This is a genomic window from Serratia sp. X10 (assembly GCF_017811775.1).
Taxonomy (GTDB): Bacteria; Pseudomonadota; Gammaproteobacteria; order Enterobacterales; family Enterobacteriaceae; genus Serratia; species Serratia ureilytica.
This window is the reverse complement of the sequence record NZ_JAEIOH010000001.1, coordinates 423263-440559: the sequence shown is the minus strand read 5'-3', so window position 1 is coordinate 440559 and position 17297 is coordinate 423263. Positions and strand designations below refer to the sequence as shown.

The window sequence follows — 17297 nt, the reverse complement described above, 5'->3', positions numbered from 1 at the left end:
CTTTTTTTTGGCGATGAACGCTTAGTTGCTGGTATCCAGCTCCGGGAAGCTCTTCACCAGGTCGTCGATGGCTTTCATCTGCGCCAGGAACGGCTCCAGCTTGTCCAGCGGCAGTGCGGACGGGCCGTCGCACTTGGCGTTGTTCGGATCCGGGTGCGCTTCGAGGAACAGCCCCGCCAGGCCAACCGCCATGCCGGCACGCGCCAGCTCGGCCACCTGAGCGCGACGGCCGCCGGACGCGGCGCCGAACGGATCGCGGGTCTGCAGCGCGTGGGTCACGTCGAAGATCACCGGATGGCCGCCGGTCACGTTCTTCATCACGTTGATGCCCAGCATGTCGACCACCAGGTTGTCATAACCAAAGTTGCTGCCGCGATCGCACAGGATCACCTGGTCGTTGCCGCCTTCTTTGAATTTGTCGACGATGTTGCCCATCTGCCCCGGGCTGACGAACTGCGGCTTCTTGACGTTGATTACCGCGCCGGTTTTCGCCATCGCTTCCACCAGATCGGTCTGACGCGCCAGGAAGGCCGGCAGTTGGATCACGTCAACCACTTCGGAAACCGGCTGCGCCTGCGCCGCTTCGTGAACGTCGGTGATGATTTTCACGCCGAAGGTTTTCTTCAGCTCTTCGAAGATCTTCATCCCTTCTTCCAGGCCCGGACCGCGGTACGAGTGGATGGAAGAACGGTTGGCTTTGTCGAAAGAGGCTTTGAAAACGTAAGGAATGCCCAGTTTTTGCGTCACGGTGACGTAGTGCTCGCAGATGCTCATCGCCAGATCGCGCGATTCCAGCACGTTCATACCGCCAAACAGCACAAACGGCAGGTCGTTTGCTACGTCGATGTCGCCAATGCTAACCACTTTCTGTTTCATGCTTTCGCCTTTGTTAAGGTTGTAACCGTCGCCTTGCAAACTGCACGGAGTCATTGAATTAATGCAGCGTCACCTGTTTCGGCTCAATCGAATGGATCTGCACTTTGATCACTTCGCTGACCGGGTCTTCAGGACACTGCTCGACAAAATAGTTGAGATCGGAAATCGCGATATGGTTGCACTCCAGCTGGGCGTAAATCAGCCCGCGATCGCGGATCTCGTACGGATCTTCCGGATCGAAGCACAGCACCGTTTCGCTGGTGCGCAGCGCCATTTCCAGCTGCTTTTCTTCCATCAGGGCGGCCTTCAGCGTATCCAGCATCTTGCGCACCACCATGATGTTCTCGGATTCGTCGAGATCGTCGTCTTCCAGCTCGGCGCCCAGCCCCAGGTTGCCCTTGATCCACACTTCCAGCTGGTGTTCGCTCAGGGTTTCGCCGTTCAGCGGGTTGATCAGCCACAGCTCTTCATCCAGCCAATCGGCGCGCAGGATCAGCTGAGTGGGGAAAATCACCGGCAACAGCGGCAGATCCAGCGCGTTGGCGATATGCAGGAAGATGGTGCCGAGCGAAACCGGCGTGCCCTGCCGCCCCTCCAGCACCTTGTCCAACCAGATGGCGTCCGACAGGCGATAGACGCCGCTGGCGCCGCCGAATCCCCAGGTTTTATAGAACAGTTCGATGAGCGCATCCAGTTGCTGCTCCTGTGTGATGTCGGCCGGCACCGCCGCGCGCGCTTCGTCCACCAGCTGTTGCAGCTTGCGCTCCACGTCGGCGACGGGGAAATCACGCCTTACCGACTGCGACACCAGGATCACCCCTTCGCTCAGCGGCGAGGTGTTAAATTCAAAATCAGCAATGCTACTCATAGGTATCCCATCAGAAACGGTATTTTCGTCGTGGCAAGTTTAATTATCAGATACAGACAGCCCAACGCCAGCACGAACGCCACGGTTCGCAGCCGCTGACTTTTGGTCTTCTTGCCCAATGCGACGTAGCCAAGCAGGATATAGATAATAACGCCAAACAGCTTCTCGGTCAGCCATGAGTCCATACCCAGCAGCGGATAAAACCCGAACGTCACCACCAGCGCGATGCCGCTGACGAACAGCAGCGTGTCGTTCAGGTGCGGCGCTATCTTGACCCAGCGGCGCCCCACGATCGGCGAGCGGCGCCACTGCCAGTAAAAACGCAGCACAAACAAGGTAATACTGATGGCGACCGTCAGCAAATGGAAATGTTTCAACGCGGTGTATGCAGTCATGATGCTCCCTTAGATGGCCCGGGCGTCGTTATTATCAGGGGCGCTTATCCCGGCCATTGGCCGAGCGTCACACGATCGTTGTCGCCGTAATCACGGTGGGTGGCGACAGCGGAAAATCCGGCGGCCTGCAGCAGCGCGCGCACGCTCTCACCCTGCTGCCAGCCATGTTCCAACAGCAGCCAGCCCTGTGGCTGCAGATAGTGCGGCGCCTGGCGCACGATGGCGGCCAGATCGGCCAGCCCTTGCTCGGCGGCCACCAGCGCGCTGCCCGGCTCGAAGCGCACGTCGCCCTGCGACAAATGCGGATCGGCGGCGTCGATATAGGGTGGATTGCTGGCGATCAGCGCGAAGCGTTGCCCGGCCACGGGCGCAAACCAGCTGCCCTGTAAAAATCGAACGTTGTCGATCTTCAGCTTGTGCGCATTGTGCTGCGCCAGCGCGACCGCGTCCGGCTGCACATCGACGCCGATTGCCGAACAATCCGGGCGCTCGCTGGCCAGTGCCAGCGCGATGGCGCCGGTGCCGGTGCCGAGATCGAGGAAGTGGCAGGGTTGCGGCGGCAGGCGCGCCAGCGCCAGTTCCACCAGGCATTCGGTATCCGGGCGCGGGATCAGCGTCACGGGCGAGACCGACAGCGGCAGCGACCAAAACTCGCGCTCGCCCACCAGATAGGCCACCGGCTCACCGCGTTCGCGGCGCGCCAGCAGCGTCTCCAACTGCTGTTGCTGCAGCGGCGTCAGCAGGGTTTCCCCGAACGCCATCAGGAAGGTTCTGGCCTTGCCGGTCACGAAACCCAACAGGATTTCCGCGTCGCGCCGGGCGCTGTCGCTGTGGGTCAAACGCGCGGCGGCGGCTTTCAGCCAGTGTTGATAATCCATCACTCTTGCTCGGCGGACAGCGCAGCCAGTTGATCGGCCTGATACTCCTGCACGATCGGCTGGATCAGCATGTCCAGTTTGCCTTCCATCACTTCGTCCAGGCGGTAAAGCGTCAGGTTGATGCGGTGGTCGGTCACCCGCCCCTGCGGGAAGTTGTAGGTGCGGTTGCGATCGGAACGATCGCCGCTGCCCAGCAGGTTGCGGCGAGTGGACGCCTCGGCTTGCTGGCGCTTGGCCATCTCGGCGGCGCGAATGCGCGCGCCCAGCACCGACATCGCCTTGGCTTTGTTTTTGTGCTGAGATCGTTCGTCCTGGCACTCCACCACGATGCCGGTCGGCAGGTGGGTAATGCGGATCGCCGAGTCGGTGGTGTTAACGTGCTGGCCGCCGGCGCCGGAGGAGCGGAAGGTGTCGATTTTCAGATCGCCCGGGTTGATGTCCGGCAGCTCGGCTTCCGGCACTTCCGGCATCACCGCCACGGTGCAGGCGGAGGTGTGGATGCGCCCCTGGGATTCGGTTTCCGGCACGCGCTGCACGCGATGGCCGCCGGATTCAAACTTCAGCTGGCCGTACACGCCGTCGCCGGAAACTTTGGCGATCACTTCTTTGAAGCCGCCGTGCTCGCCTTCGTTGGCGCTCATCACCTCGACGCGCCAGCGGCGGCCTTCGGCGTAACGGCTATACATGCGGAACAGATCGCCGGCGAAGATCGCCGCCTCATCGCCGCCGGTGCCGGCGCGCACTTCGAGGAAGCAGCTGCGCTCATCATCCGGATCTTTCGGCAGCAGCAACACCTGCAGCTGCTGTTCCAGCTCTTCGCTGCTCGCCCGCGCCTGTTTCAGCTCTTCCTGCGCCATCTCGCGCATCTCCGGATCGTCCAGCATCATTTCCGCCGTCTCCAGATCCTCCTGCACCTGACGCCATTCCAGGAAGCAGCGGCTGACGTCGGTCAGCTGCGCGTATTCTCGCGACAGCGCGCGGAACCGGTCTTGGTCGGCGATGACGCCGGCATCGCCGAGCAGCGCCTGCACTTCTTCATGGCGCTCTTGTAACGCTTCCAGTTTGGCAACAATAGAAGGCTTCATGCGTGGTAATAAACCCTGTTAATAGAGAAAACTAATGCTGATCCAGCCCGAGGCTGTCGCGTAATAACTGCAACCGCTCCACGTCGCCGTCGCCGGCGGCCTGCTGGAGGGATTTGGTGGGGGCATGAATAAGACGGTTGGTCAGTTTATGGGCCAGCTCGTGAATAACCTGCTCCACGTTGGCGCCCTGCGCGATGGCGGCCAGCGCTTTGGCCTCCATTTCTGCGCGGATCTGGTCGGCCTGCGAACGGTAGTCGCGGATGGTTTCCACCGCGCCCTGCGAACGCAGCCAGGCCATGAAGTTGGTACTTTCCTGCTGCACGATCGACTCCGCCTGCACCGCCGCCGCTTTGCGCTGCGCCAGGTTGCTTTGAATGATGGCGTGCAGATCGTCCACGCTGTACAGATAAGCGTTGGCCAGTTTGCCGACCTCCGGCTCGATATCGCGCGGTACGGCGATATCCACCAGCAGCATCGGCTGGTTGCGGCGCGCCTTCAGCGCGCGCTCCACCATCCCCTTGCCGATGATCGGCAGCGGGCTGGCGGTGGAACTGATGATGATGTCGGCGTCCGCCAGGCGTTCGTCGATCTCCGGCAGGGTGATCACTTCCGCGCCGACTTCGTCCGCCAGCAGCTGCGCGCGCTCGCGGGTGCGGTTGGCGATGATCATGTGCCGCACTTTGTGTTCGCGCAGGTGGCGCGCCACCAGCTCGATGGTTTCACCGGCGCCCACCAGCAAGACGTTGAGATCGGCCAGCGATTCGAAGATCTGCCGCGCCAGCGTACAGGCGGCAAACGCCACGGAGACCGCGCTGGCGCCGATTTCGGTTTCGGTGCGCACGCGCTTGGCGACGGAGAAGGATTTCTGGAACAGGCGCTCCAGTTCGCCGGACAGCGACTGGCCGCGTTGCGACTCGGCGAAGGCCTTTTTCACCTGGCCGAGGATCTGCGGTTCGCCCAGCACCAGTGAGTCCAACCCGCTGGCCACCCGCATCAGATGACTGACCGCGTCGTTGCCTTGATGCCAGTACAGGCTTTTCTTCACCTCTTCCGGGCGCAGGTTGTGATACGCGCACAGCCAGGCGACCAGCTGCTCGTGCATGTGTTCCTGCTGCTCTACGCTGAGGTACAGCTCGGTGCGGTTGCAGGTGGACAACACGACGCCGCCCTGCACCAACGGTTGTTGGAGCAAGCTGGTCAGCGCCTCATCGATGGACTCTGGCGAGAAGGTCACCCTTTCACGCAGAGAAACCGGAGCGGTTTTGTGATTTATACCTAACGCCAGCAGGGTCATTGCTTCGAGTAATACTTATGTTGGTACGGGTTCTCGTTGAACGGCATTCTACTTGATGCGCGGGATCAATAAAAGTAACAACCGCATCTTCCGTTCAATCGCTGTCATAGATGACATCAATTAATGAATAAGCAATAAATACAGCAGGATAAATAGTCATAGGGTAGGTTGATTGCTTAAATTTTAGCGCAGTCTGCGATAACGCGCACGCTATTCGGCGTACGCAACGGCGGCGTTTGCGCAACTCCGGCGCCGCTTATCGGGCGCGCCTCCCCCGCCTTCAGCCGATTGTGTTAATCTTAATGGCGACCCCGACGCGCGCGCCGGGTTGGCATTGCGCCGGCAAAAGCGGCAAGATTCAACGCGATGCAGCAAAAAATTGACGCGTCGCCGCCGCCCCGTTAGCGTGAGCGCTGAATCCGGGTTTCGTCGCGCATGCCCGCAAGGACAAAAGGACAAGAGAAAGTTATGCCAATACGCAAAGTTAGTTTGCTCCGTCTGATCCCGCTGGCCAGCCTGGTGCTGGCCGCCTGTACCACCACCAAGCCGACCGGCCCGGCCACCAGCCCAACCTCACCGCAGTGGCGCGCCCATGAGCAGGCGGTGCAACAGCTCAGCACCTATCAGACCCGCGGCTCCTTCGCCTACTTGTCTGATCAGAAAAAAGTTTACGCCCGCTTCTTCTGGCAGCAGTTCTCGCCGGAGCGCTACCGCCTGCTGCTGACCAACCCGCTGGGCAGCACGGAAATGGATCTCAACGTGCAGAAAAACGTGGTGCAGCTGACCGACAACCAGGGCAAACGCTACGTCAGCGACAACCCGGAAGAGATGATCCGCAAGCTGACCGGCATGGCGATCCCGCTGAACAACCTGCGCCAATGGATGCTCGGCCTGCCGGGCGAAGCCAGCGATTTTGCGCTGGATGACCAATATCGCCTGAGCAAACTGACCTACCAGCAAGGCGGCCAGACCTGGAAAGTGGATTACCAGGGCTACAGCAACGAGGTGCAGCCGACGCTGCCGAACCGCCTGGAGCTGCAGCAGGGCGACCAGCGCATCAAGCTGAAGATGGATAACTGGACGCTCAAATGATCCGCCAGTGGCCCTCCCCCGCGAAACTCAACCTGTTTCTGTACATCACCGGCCGTCGTGAAGACGGCTATCACCTGCTGCAGACGCTGTTCCAGTTTTTGGACTACGGCGACACCCTGACCATTGATCCTCGCCAGGACGGCTGCATTCACCTGCTGACGCCGGTCGAGGGCGTGCCGGATGAGCAGAACCTGATCGTGCGCGCCGCCCGCCTGCTGCAGCGCTATTGCGATGAACGCGGCCTGCAAACTGCGCCGCGCGGCGCCGACATCAGCATCGACAAACGCCTGCCGATGGGCGGTGGCTTGGGCGGCGGCTCCTCCAACGCCGCCACCGTGCTGGTGGCGCTGAACGAATTGTGGCGCTGCGGTCTTGGCGACGACCAACTGGCAGAGCTGGGGCTCAGCCTCGGCGCCGACGTGCCGGTGTTCGTGCGCGGCCACGCCGCCTTCGCCGAAGGCATCGGCGAGCGCCTGCAGCCGGCCGAGCCGCAGGAAAAATGGTATCTGGTGGCGCATCCCGGCGTCGGCATCCCGACGCCGGTTATCTTCGGCGACGCCGAATTGAAAAGGGACACCCCGGTTCGCTCCTTAAGTGAGCTGTTGCAGGCGCCGTACGCAAATGATTGCGAACCGATCGCAAGAAAACGTTTTCGCGAGGTTGAACAGCTTCTTTCATGGCTGTTAGAATACGCCCCGTCACGCCTGACTGGCACAGGTGCTTGTGTGTTTGCTGAATTCGACACAGAAATCGCCGCCCGTCAGGTGTTAAATCAAGCCCCGGAGTGGTTGTGTGGTTTTGTAGCGCGCGGCGTTAACGTCTCCCCACTACATCGCATCCGTTCCGGGCGGTTTGAGTCGTAGCTCAACGTTTCGCTGCGCAGGGTCATGCACACCTGGCCCTGTTATCCCTGCGCTGCCTGCGGTCTCAATTTTAGTTTTACATACCCGTATGTATATTGCGCCGGCGTCGCCGACTGCCCCTTGGCGATGTCGCATGACAATATCTTCTCTGGACGCAAGCCTGAGGTTCTTCTCGTGCCTGATATGAAGCTTTTTGCTGGTAACGCCACCCCGGAACTAGCACAACGTATTGCCAACCGTTTGTACACCAGCCTTGGTGACGCCGCTGTAGGTCGTTTTAGCGACGGCGAAGTGAGCGTGCAAATCAACGAAAATGTACGCGGCGGTGATATTTTCATCATCCAGTCCACCTGTGCCCCGACCAACGACAACCTGATGGAACTGGTTGTGATGGTCGACGCCCTGCGTCGCGCCTCCGCAGGTCGTATTACCGCCGTTATCCCTTACTTCGGCTATGCCCGCCAGGATCGCCGCGTGCGTTCCGCGCGTGTGCCAATCACCGCCAAGGTTGTCGCCGATTTCCTCTCCAGCGTAGGGGTTGACCGCGTTCTGACGGTGGATCTGCATGCTGAGCAGATTCAAGGCTTCTTCGACGTACCGGTAGACAACGTGTTCGGCAGCCCGATCCTGCTGGAAGACATGCTGCAGCAAAATCTGGAAAACCCGATCGTGGTTTCTCCGGATATCGGCGGCGTGGTGCGTGCCCGCGCTATCGCCAAACTGCTGAACGACACCGACATGGCCATCATCGACAAACGTCGCCCGCGCGCGAACGTTTCTCAGGTGATGCACATCATCGGTGATGTGGCAGGCCGCGATTGCGTGCTGGTCGACGACATGATCGACACCGGCGGTACCTTGTGTAAAGCGGCTGAAGCGTTGAAAGAACGCGGTGCCAAGCGCGTATTCGCCTACGCGACGCACCCGATCTTCTCCGGCAACGCCGTGGACAACATCAAGAACTCGGTGATTGATGAAGTGATCGTCTGCGACACCATTCCACTGTCGCCGGAAATCAAGGCACTGAAAAACGTTCGCACTCTGACCCTGTCCGGCATGCTGGCTGAAGCCATCCGCCGCATCAGCAACGAAGAGTCGATCTCTGCGATGTTCGAGCATTGATTCGTCGTCTTTCCGGTGCGGCGCCCACTGCGCCGGAAAGATAGCGAGCCCGAATGCAGAAAAAGAAAAACCCGTTGGTGCGCGAGCAACAACGGGTTTTCTACTTGTAGTCCGACATGACCTCAAACCTTAATGCACGGCAGATGTTCCCTTGCCCTGCTCTTGCTTCCCTTCTGCTTTTTTAATCAATGCGACGAACGATGTTGATCGTTGCGGCACCGTTTATCAAAGTGTTTTACCCACCAGTAGCGATCCGCTACCTGCTCGCGGCCGCCGATACGCGCGCCCACCAGCCACAACAGCGCGCCGACGAAGATGCTCATGATGGCGCCGTGGGCGAAAAATTGCGGTAAATTGAACTGCGATACTTCAGCAAGAATGGAGTATCCGACGCCGCCGATCATCACGACCAGGCCCAGCCCCATAAAAAAGTTGCCCATTCTGTCCGCGTTTCTACGTTTCATATGCCACCTCCATGATTGCCATGTGCCAACCGGGATAACGCTGCAACTTGTTAACCCACTTTGATAAGTTAAGTATAGCCCTTGCTGCGGCAAGGGGATTGCGGAGGCGATCACAAATGGTAAAGAATTATTGACACTTCTTAACACACGGCTGAAAATTAGCGGACAAATTGAATTATTTAGCTAATGAATCATTCATCTTTCTTACCTGCGACGACGGCGGAGATCGGATTTTGTCATTCGCCGCCCCGACAGGTAGACTAAGGCCCTTTCCATTACCCTGATCATAGCGAATCACTCAGTGAGCAGTATTAAATTGATAGTCGGCCTGGCAAACCCGGGCGCGGAATACGCCCAGACGCGCCACAACGCCGGCGCCTGGTACGTCGATCTGCTGGCCCAGCGCCACAATCAGCAGCTGAAAGAAGAGAGCAAGTTCTTCGGTTATACCGCCCGTTTGAACCTGGCGGGCAACGACGTGCGCCTGCTGGTGCCGACCACCTTCATGAACCTGAGCGGCAAAGCGGTGCTGGCGATGGCCAACTTCTACCGCATCGAACCAAGCGAAATCCTGGTGGCGCACGACGAGCTGGACCTGCCGCCCGGCGTGGCCAAAATCAAGCTCGGCGGCGGCAACGGCGGCCACAACGGCCTGAAAGACATCCAAAACAAGTTCGGTAACAACCCGAACTTCTATCGTCTGCGCATCGGCATCGGCCATCCTGGCGACAAGAACAAGGTGGTGGGCTTCGTGCTCGGCAAGCCGCCGGCCGGCGAGCAGAAGATGATCGACGAAGCGATCGACGAATCGCTGCGCTGCACCGAGATGCTGATGAAGGACGGACTGGAAAAAACCGTTCAGCGCCTGCACAGCTTCAAGGCGCAAGCCTGAACCTTGCCGCAGCGGGCGCACTGCCCGCTGCCGGCTTTTAGCCACGCGGGTGGAAGGTCTCCTCGCCCACGCGGCGTCTCCTCTCCTGCTGCGGTTCGCCCCGCCAATCAAGTCTGATCGAGATAAACGCCCATTACGTGTATAATGGCGGCATTATTTTGCCCTTTATGCAGTCGGTTAAATCTAACCGGCTGATAGTTAAGATATTTAAGGTGATTACAACATGGGATTCAAATGCGGTATCGTCGGCCTGCCTAACGTAGGCAAATCCACCCTGTTCAACGCGTTGACCAAAGCGGGCATTGAAGCAGCCAACTTCCCGTTCTGCACCATTGAACCGAACACCGGTGTGGTGCCGATGCCCGATCCGCGTCTGGATAAGCTGGCCGAGATCGTCAAGCCGCAGCGCATTCTGCCGACCACCATGGAATTCGTCGACATCGCCGGCCTGGTGAAAGGCGCGTCCAAAGGTGAAGGCCTGGGCAACCAGTTCCTGACCAACATCCGCGAAACCGAAGCCATCGGCCACGTAGTGCGCTGCTTCGAAAACGACAACATCATCCACGTCAACAACAAGGTCGATCCGGCCGAAGACATCGACGTGATCAACACCGAGCTGGCGCTGTCTGACCTGGACACCTGCGAGCGCGCCATCCACCGCGTGCAGAAGAAAGCCAAAGGCGGCGACAAAGACGCTAAAGCCGAGCTGGCGGCGCTGGAGAAATGCCTGCCGCACCTGGAAAACGCCGGCATGCTGCGCGCGCTGGATCTGACCGCGGAAGACAAGGCGGCGATCAAATACCTGAGCTTCCTGACGCTGAAGCCGACCATGTACATCGCCAACGTGAACGAAGACGGCTTCGAGAACAACCCGTACCTGGACACCGTGCGTAAAATCGCCGACGCCGAAGGCTCCGTGGTGGTCGCCGTGTGCGCCGCCGTGGAATCCGACATCGCCGAGCTGGAAGACGAAGAGCGCGACGAGTTCATGGCCGAGCTGGGCCTGGAAGAGCCGGGTCTGAACCGCGTGATCCGCGCCGGTTATGAACTGCTGAACCTGCAAACCTACTTCACCGCCGGCGTGAAAGAAGTGCGCGCCTGGACCATCCCGGTAGGCGCCACTGCCCCGCAGGCGGCCGGCAAGATCCACACCGACTTCGAGAAAGGCTTTATCCGCGCCCAAACCATCTCCTATGACGACTTCATCACCTACAAGGGTGAGCAAGGCGCCAAAGAAGCCGGCAAAATGCGCTCAGAAGGTAAAGACTACATCGTCAAAGACGGCGACGTAATGAACTTCTTGTTCAACGTCTAAGCCTCTCTCCGCAGCGCTTTTTTCCGCTGCCGGAAACGGAAAAATCCACGCTTCGGCGTGGATTTTTTTGTCCTGATATCCCCAGACTCAACCCATCCCCCCCTTCCACACCGAAGGCCGGTTATCCTTGCGCCACTTCTCTCCTGCCGCCGTCCCCGGCGCCGGCGGTTTTAAACCTTCGATAGTCCACAGCGAGAACGGCGTTTCGTCCACGTGCAGCTCCCAACGCAGCCCGCGGGCGGCGATGTAGGGTTGCAGGATGCGGGTGCAGGCCGCCAGAAATTGCTGCCGCTCCGCGTCGTTGTCCATGGCGCGCGCGATATGGTCGATGGTCACCCGCACGAAGTCATCGGCCGGTTCGCCGCCGAGATAAGCCGTGCCGGGCGGCAACGCATGGAAGAAGACGTTGACGTAGAAACGTGGCAAAAAGTCCTGGTACAGGGCGGTGACCTTCTGCGCAATCGCGCGTTTATCGGCAGCGCTGAAGGCCGGTTCGGGGTGGTAGATCTGCCACAGTGGCATCGCATTGTCTCCTAGGGTTTCCGGCCGGCGTTCAGGCCATCAGCCGCTGTTAATGATAAACTCCAATAATAAGAGTAATAACTCCAATTATTGAAGTTATCAAGCCGAGGCGATAACATTCTCGGCAATCAGGCGGCAAGCGGAGGTAAAGCAACGTGAAAGCAAAAGGGTTTGAAGGCATGACGTGTTCGGTGGCCCACGTGCTGTCGGCGTTGGGCGATCGCTGGGGCGCTATCCTCATGCGCGATCTGCTGCTGGGGCTCTCGCGTTATGACGATCTGCGCCAGTCGACCGGCATCACCAACAGTACGCTGGCCAATCGGCTCAAAGCGCTGGAAAGCGAAGGCCTTATCGAAAAGCGGCAATACCAGACCCGCCCCGATCGCTATGAGTATCTGCCGACGGAGAAGGGAAAAGATCTCGGGCTGCTGGTGATGGCGATGATTCAGATTGGCGACAAATGGAATCTGTCCGAGCTGCCCGGGCCGCCGCTGCGCGTGGTTGACCGCGTAACCGGCCACCCTGCCACCCTGCGCGCGGTGGATGCCGTGACCGGCGAATCGCTGCCGGCGCAAAACCTGGCGCTGACGGCCGGGCCGGGCGCCGACGAAATGACGCAATGGCGGCTGGCCGTCGGCCAGGCCCGATAACGGCGCTACAGCAGCGCAATCATTTTCAACAGTTCCACCCGATTGCGAATGCCGAACTTCTTGCCGGCATTGTTGAGGTGCGAATAAACGGTTTTCGGGTGCAAATTCAGCCGCCGCGCGGTCAGGCGGATATCTTCCGTACGGGCCGTTTCACACAGTACCGCCGCCTCGCCGGGCGTGATCGCCGCCGCTCGATGCCTGTTCAGCGCGCGCCGTTCACCCGCCTTTTCCCGGCGGCTCAACGCCGCGCAGGTCTCCCGCACCACCTGTAGCGCTTCCCGTTTGTGCAAAATCGCATCCGGCTGCGCCGCCGCGATAAACGCCAGGATCAGCGGCGAAGTCTTATCGACGAAGAACAGTATCCGGACGCCTTCATATTCAGCACGTGAAGCGTGAATAAATCGCAAATACGCTTCGAACCGATAAATTTCATGGGGAAAATCCATGATAATTAAATCAGGCGCAGGGCTTATATTTTTAATAATATTAATATTGGGCGAGGATAAGGTTATCACTCCTTCTCCCAATAATGTTTTCACCCCCAAACGGCACAGCGGCGAACCGTCGATATAAATCACTCTCACTTTAATTCTCCTTATCAGCGTGAAAGTATGCTTCCACACCTCAGTCGGCTTGTCGCTGCTCTTTTTTGGGGTAATTCGCCTGCAAAGCACACCGATATAAAACATCTTGATAACATGTTTTTCAAATAATCACGCAACAGCCAGTGCTTTGATTAATACGCAAAAAAGGCATGAATGTTTCAAATTATTTCATTCACAAAAACTGACAATTCAATAAAAACGCAACGCAATGATATAGATCTATTTTCTATTTTGTATGATATAAGCGAAAATGAAAGTAAATGTAACAACAGGAGCCATCACCTTATTGCCTTATTCAAAATATCTATAGGGAAAATTCTTAGTTTGTTAGGATGAAAATCCATGTTTGCCGACGCGTTTAAAAAACAATTGCGCAACATGATTAATCAACAACCGCACGTCAGTAAATTATTACTGTCAGGAAAGCTTTTCTCTAAAGTAAATTAAAGGGCATTTCACATGAATGTTAAATTAGTCGCATTATCCATGCTGACTCTCTCCGGCGCCTGTGCGGCCGCCTCGTCCAATACGGTGCAATTTAAAGGCGAAGTCAGCACGCAAACCTGTTCGGTGAATATTAACGGCAACCAATCCAACCCGGTTGTTCTGCTGCCGACCGTCGCCGCCAGCCAGCTCGCCACCAAAGGCGCCACCGCCGGCGACACCACCTTTACCGTTAACGTCACGGGCTGTGCGGCGGCAACCAGCGATACGGCGATCAAAACCGTGCTGGCGGGCAACAACCCGACAGTTAACGGCAACCTGGGCAACGCGGGCGATGCGGCCAAGGTTTCCATTCAACTGCTGGACAGCGACGCCACTACGCCGTTGTCATTCGCCAGCGGCTCTACCGTCACCACGTCGGCGATGACGCTGGCGAAAGACGCCACGTCCACCTCGCAGAACCTGGTGGCTCGCTACTACGCGGAAGATACCGGCGTAGCGGCCGGTTCGGTGATCGCCACCGCACAGTTCGCCATTACCTATAGATAAGCCGGCGTCAGGCGCCATACCTGTTGATGACAGCGCCGTTCCTTAGCGGACGGCGCTGAATGACTCGCTCCCTTTATCGGTTCACGTTTATGCAGCAGATAACCCGTTACGCCCGCCGTTGGGCCGCCCTATCGTTTTGCCTGATGAGTTTTGCCGCCAGCTACGCGTCGGCCAGCGTCACGCTGCTCGGCAATCGCGTGATCTACCCCGCCGAGGCGCGGGAAAAAACGCTGCAATTCACCAATGACGACGGCGCCCCGGCGCTGATGCAGATCTGGCTCGATATTAATAACCCCAAGTCCACGCCGGAAAACGCCGACGCGCCTTTTGTCGCCTCGCCGCAAATCTTCCGCATGAATCCGCACAGCGGGCAGATGGTGCGGCTGTCGTTCGTCGGCCAGCCGCTGCCGCGCGATCGCGAATCGCTGTTCTACCTCAACTTCCTGCAGGTGCCCGCCGTGCGTCAGACGGACAGCGACAAGAACAAACTGCTGCTGGTGGTCACCAATCGCCTGAAAGTGTTCTATCGCCCGGCCGGGCTGGCCGGCGACGCCAACCACGTCATCGATAAGCTCAGCCTGCGCCAGGTCGGCAACGCGCTGCGCGTCGATAACCCGACCGGCTACTACGCCAACGTCAGCCAGGCCGCGATACTCAGCGGCGCAAAACGCACCCTGATCCCGCAGGCGGACCTGATCCCGCCGTTTTCGCAGGCCAGCTGGCCGGTGAACGGTGAGGTGCGGCAGATCGCGCTGCGCGTCATCAATGACTATGGGGTGGAAATCACACGCACCCTGAACGTCGCGCGCTGAAACCAGACAGGGAGGTTTTCATGTTCGATGCTCGCAAGGCGACGCCGCTTCCCGCACGCTGGTGTTGCGCGCTGCTGGCGCTGCCGCTGGGCTGCGCCGCCGCCGATGGCTACACCTTCGATCCCGCGCTGCTGCGCGGCAGCGTGCTGAGCAACAGCGCCCTGAGTCAATTCAACCAACAGGACGCCGTCGCCCCCGGCAGCTATCAGATCGATCTGTACCTCAACGGCCAGTTTCTCGAGCGAGATCAAATTCGTTTCGTGCGCGAAGGCAAGCAGGTGCTGCCCTGTTTCGATCGCGCACAGCTGACGCGCTTCGGGCTGAAAAATCCGCCGGCGGCCGAAACGGCATGCCTGCTGCCCGGCCGGGATCTGAAGGACATCACGGTGAACGCCGATATCTCGCGGCTGCGCCTGGATCTGAGCATTCCGCAGGCGCTGTTGAACGGCCAGCCGCGCGGCAGCGTCAATCCCGCCAGCCTGGACGGCGGCGAATCGATGGTCTTCGTCAATTATAACCTCAACCAATACCACGTCAGCTACCGACAGGGGCAAACCCGCGACCTCGACTCGACCTACGCCAACCTGAACGGCGGGTTCAACCTCGGGCTCTGGCGCTACCGCCAGCAATCCAGCTACCGCTACGATCGGGAATTCGGCGGCCACCTGGACACCAGCCGCCGCTACGTGCAGCGCGCGATCTTGCCCTGGCGCAGCGAAATGCTGCTGGGCGAAGGCTTTACCGACGGGCACTTCTTTTCTGGCCTGGGCTTTCGCGGCATTCAGCTCAGCTCGGACGATCGCATGCTGCCGGATTCACAGCGCGGCTATGCGCCGGTGGTGCGCGGCGTGGCGAAAAGCAACGCGCGCGTGACGGTGCTGCAGGGTAAAAGCACGCTGTACGAAACCACCGTGGCGCCGGGGTCGTTCGCCATCAACGATCTGTACGCCACCAACTACGCCGGCGATCTGACCGTGGTGGTGACCGAAGCCGACGGCAGCGTCAGCACCTTCACCGTGCCGTTCGCCGCGGTGCCGGAATCCATCCGCCCCGGCCAGTCGCGCTACTCCGCCATCGTCGGCCGTTCCCGCTACGTCGGCGATAACGATCTGTTCAGCGAACTGACCTGGCAACACGGCCTGACCAACGCCCTGACCTTCAACGTCGGCAACCAGCTGGCGGACGGCTATCAGGCGATGATGCTGGGCGGCGTGTACAGCAGCGAACTGGGCGCCTTCGGCATGGACACCACCTATTCCCACGCCAGCCTGCCGGACGGCGGCGCCTCAGGCTGGATGCTGCATCTCTCTTACAGCCGAACCTTCAGCCCGACGGACACCACCTTATCCATCGCCGGCTACCGTTATTCCACCGAAGGCTTCCGCGATCTCAGCGACGTGCTCGGCGTGCGGCGCGCCGCCGTCACCGGCCAACGCTGGCAGTCCGATTCCTACCGCCAGCGTTCGCGTTTCGAGGTGGCCGTCAATCAGGGCATGGGCGCGTTCGGCAGCCTGACGATGTCCGGCTCGACCCAGGACTACCGCGATCAGCGCGGCCGCGACAATCAGCTCCAGCTGGGCTGGGGGAAAACCTTCGGCAACGGCGTGGCGCTTAACCTCTCCGTCACCCGCACCCGCACCCGCAGCCTGGGCTACAGCAACGACGACTATCGCGGCTACGGGCCGTTGGATAACGTCTACAGCGCGCCGTTGGCGCAGAACACGCAAACCGTCACCGCCCTGTCGCTGAGCTTCCCGCTCGGGCGTTCGTCATCCGCCCCCAGCGTCTCGCTGCTAGCCAACCACAGCCAGGGTCAGGGGGGCAACTATCAGGCTGCGCTATCGGGCAGCGTCGGCGACGAACAGCCGGTCAGCTACGGCCTGAACTTCACCACCGACGACGATCGCCAACAAAGCATCTGGGGCGGCAACCTGCAAACCCGCCTGCCTTACGCCAACGTCACCGGCTCGTTCTCCACCGCGCGCCAGTATCGACAAGGCTCACTGTCGCTGCAGGGCGCGGTGGTGGCGCACCGCGGCGGCGTGACATTAGGGCCGTATGTCGGTGACACCTTCGCCCTGATAGAGGCGCCCGGCGCCAACGGCGCGCAGGTGATGGGCGGCCAAGGCGCGCGCGTCGATCGCTTCGGCTATGCGCTGGCGCCGGCGCTGGTGCCCTATCACTACAACACCGTCGCGCTGAACCCCGAGGGCATGAATGATAAAGCGGAACTGGAGGACGGCCAACAACGCGTCGCCCCGTACGCCGGCGCCACGGTGCGCCTGCGCTTCAACACCGTGCGCGGCCAGGCGCTGCTGATTACCGCACAGCGTCCCGACAACGCGCCGATCCCGATGGGCGCCAACGTGTTGGACAAAGCGGGTAACAGCGTAGGCATGGTTGGCCAAGCTAATCAGGTGTATCTGCGCAGCGACCGGAATGCCGGCACGCTGACGCTGAACTGGGGCGACGCGCCCGGCCAGCAGTGCACGCTGCATTATCGCCTGCCCGCCGCGGAAGACAGCCCGATTCAGCGGCTCAGCGCCCCGTGCCGCTAGCCCGTTTAACTTA

18 protein-coding genes are annotated in these 17297 nt (G+C 59.9%); 9 read left to right on the top strand and 9 right to left on the bottom strand.

Features of this window, described 5'->3' with window-relative positions; translation table 11 throughout:
- Positions 1-21 precede the first annotated feature (21 nt).
- Genes kdsA through hemA form a run of 6 tightly spaced genes read right to left on the bottom strand, consistent with a single transcriptional unit; the run spans position 22 to position 5396 of the window.
- Positions 22-876 carry a 3-deoxy-8-phosphooctulonate synthase gene (gene kdsA, locus J9788_RS02320; RefSeq protein ID WP_004941087.1) on the bottom strand — a complete coding sequence of 285 codons (855 nt, stop codon included), beginning with the start codon at positions 874-876 and terminating at the stop codon, positions 22-24.
- A 58-nt stretch (positions 877-934) separates the two neighbouring features.
- On the bottom strand, positions 935-1744 hold the full coding sequence (gene sirB1 / locus J9788_RS02315) for an invasion regulator SirB1 (protein ID WP_182264634.1): 810 nt from the start codon (positions 1742-1744) through the stop codon (positions 935-937).
- Complete coding sequence (locus tag J9788_RS02310; RefSeq protein WP_033642758.1) at positions 1741-2139, bottom strand: SirB2 family protein; 399 nt, start codon at positions 2137-2139, stop codon at positions 1741-1743. The genes sirB1 and J9788_RS02310 overlap by 4 nt, the downstream gene beginning before the upstream one ends.
- Before the next feature lie 44 nt (positions 2140-2183).
- Positions 2184-3017 (bottom strand): peptide chain release factor N(5)-glutamine methyltransferase, encoded by an 834-nt coding sequence (prmC, locus tag J9788_RS02305; protein ID WP_182264635.1) that lies wholly within the window; start codon positions 3015-3017, stop codon positions 2184-2186.
- Positions 3017-4102: a peptide chain release factor 1 gene (prfA, locus tag J9788_RS02300; protein WP_033652048.1), complete on the bottom strand. Its 1086-nt coding sequence runs from the start codon at positions 4100-4102 to the stop codon at positions 3017-3019. The genes prmC and prfA overlap by 1 nt, the downstream gene beginning before the upstream one ends.
- A gap of 31 nt (positions 4103-4133) precedes the next feature.
- A complete protein-coding gene (hemA, locus tag J9788_RS02295) occupies positions 4134-5396 on the bottom strand; it encodes a glutamyl-tRNA reductase (protein ID WP_019454778.1) in 1263 nt (420 codons plus the stop codon).
- Between the two features lie 468 nt (positions 5397-5864).
- Between hemA and lolB the strand changes: the two genes are divergently transcribed.
- The 3 genes from lolB (at position 5865) to prs (ending at position 8473) form a co-directional block, all read left to right on the top strand.
- Positions 5865-6488, top strand: a complete 624-nt coding sequence (gene lolB / locus J9788_RS02290; protein ID WP_025302493.1) for a lipoprotein insertase outer membrane protein LolB — start codon at positions 5865-5867, stop codon at positions 6486-6488.
- Positions 6485-7351: a 4-(cytidine 5'-diphospho)-2-C-methyl-D-erythritol kinase gene (gene ispE / locus J9788_RS02285; RefSeq protein WP_182264636.1), complete on the top strand. Its 867-nt coding sequence runs from the start codon at positions 6485-6487 to the stop codon at positions 7349-7351. The genes lolB and ispE overlap by 4 nt, the downstream gene beginning before the upstream one ends.
- A 174-nt stretch (positions 7352-7525) precedes the next feature.
- Positions 7526-8473, top strand: a complete 948-nt coding sequence (gene prs, locus J9788_RS02280; protein WP_004941061.1) for a ribose-phosphate diphosphokinase — start codon at positions 7526-7528, stop codon at positions 8471-8473.
- Positions 8474-8658: 185 nt separating this feature from the next.
- Here the strand turns inward: prs and ychH are convergent, their stop codons facing one another.
- Positions 8659-8937 carry a stress-induced protein YchH gene (gene ychH / locus J9788_RS02275; RefSeq protein ID WP_033642754.1) on the bottom strand — a complete coding sequence of 93 codons (279 nt, stop codon included), beginning with the start codon at positions 8935-8937 and terminating at the stop codon, positions 8659-8661.
- A gap of 301 nt (positions 8938-9238) precedes the next feature.
- Here ychH and pth point away from each other — a divergent pair, with 301 nt between their 5' ends.
- Complete coding sequence (gene pth / locus J9788_RS02270) at positions 9239-9829, top strand: aminoacyl-tRNA hydrolase (protein WP_033652046.1); 591 nt, start codon at positions 9239-9241, stop codon at positions 9827-9829.
- A gap of 223 nt (positions 9830-10052) precedes the next feature.
- Entirely contained in the window at positions 10053-11144 is a 1092-nt protein-coding gene (gene ychF / locus J9788_RS02265; RefSeq protein ID WP_033633304.1) for a redox-regulated ATPase YchF, read from the top strand.
- 87 nt (positions 11145-11231) lie between these two features.
- Here ychF and J9788_RS02260 read toward each other — a convergent pair whose 3' ends face one another.
- Complete coding sequence (locus tag J9788_RS02260) at positions 11232-11666, bottom strand: tautomerase family protein (protein WP_182264637.1); 435 nt, start codon at positions 11664-11666, stop codon at positions 11232-11234.
- Between the two features lie 155 nt (positions 11667-11821).
- Between J9788_RS02260 and J9788_RS02255 the strand changes: the two genes are divergently transcribed.
- Positions 11822-12316: a helix-turn-helix domain-containing protein gene (locus tag J9788_RS02255; protein WP_182264638.1), complete on the top strand. Its 495-nt coding sequence runs from the start codon at positions 11822-11824 to the stop codon at positions 12314-12316.
- Between the two features lie 5 nt (positions 12317-12321).
- Here J9788_RS02255 and J9788_RS02250 read toward each other — a convergent pair whose 3' ends face one another.
- Complete coding sequence (locus J9788_RS02250; RefSeq protein ID WP_227414477.1) at positions 12322-13005, bottom strand: helix-turn-helix transcriptional regulator; 684 nt, start codon at positions 13003-13005, stop codon at positions 12322-12324.
- 375 nt (positions 13006-13380) lie between these two features.
- Between J9788_RS02250 and J9788_RS02245 the strand changes: the two genes are divergently transcribed.
- The 3 genes from J9788_RS02245 (at position 13381) to J9788_RS02235 (ending at position 17284) form a co-directional block, all read left to right on the top strand.
- On the top strand, positions 13381-13914 hold the full coding sequence (locus J9788_RS02245; RefSeq protein WP_046686889.1) for a fimbrial protein: 534 nt from the start codon (positions 13381-13383) through the stop codon (positions 13912-13914).
- Between the two features lie 89 nt (positions 13915-14003).
- Positions 14004-14726: a molecular chaperone gene (locus J9788_RS02240; RefSeq protein WP_182264639.1), complete on the top strand. Its 723-nt coding sequence runs from the start codon at positions 14004-14006 to the stop codon at positions 14724-14726.
- A gap of 20 nt (positions 14727-14746) precedes the next feature.
- Positions 14747-17284 (top strand): fimbria/pilus outer membrane usher protein, encoded by a 2538-nt coding sequence (locus J9788_RS02235; protein WP_182264640.1) that lies wholly within the window; start codon positions 14747-14749, stop codon positions 17282-17284.
- Positions 17285-17297: the final 13 nt, after the last annotated feature.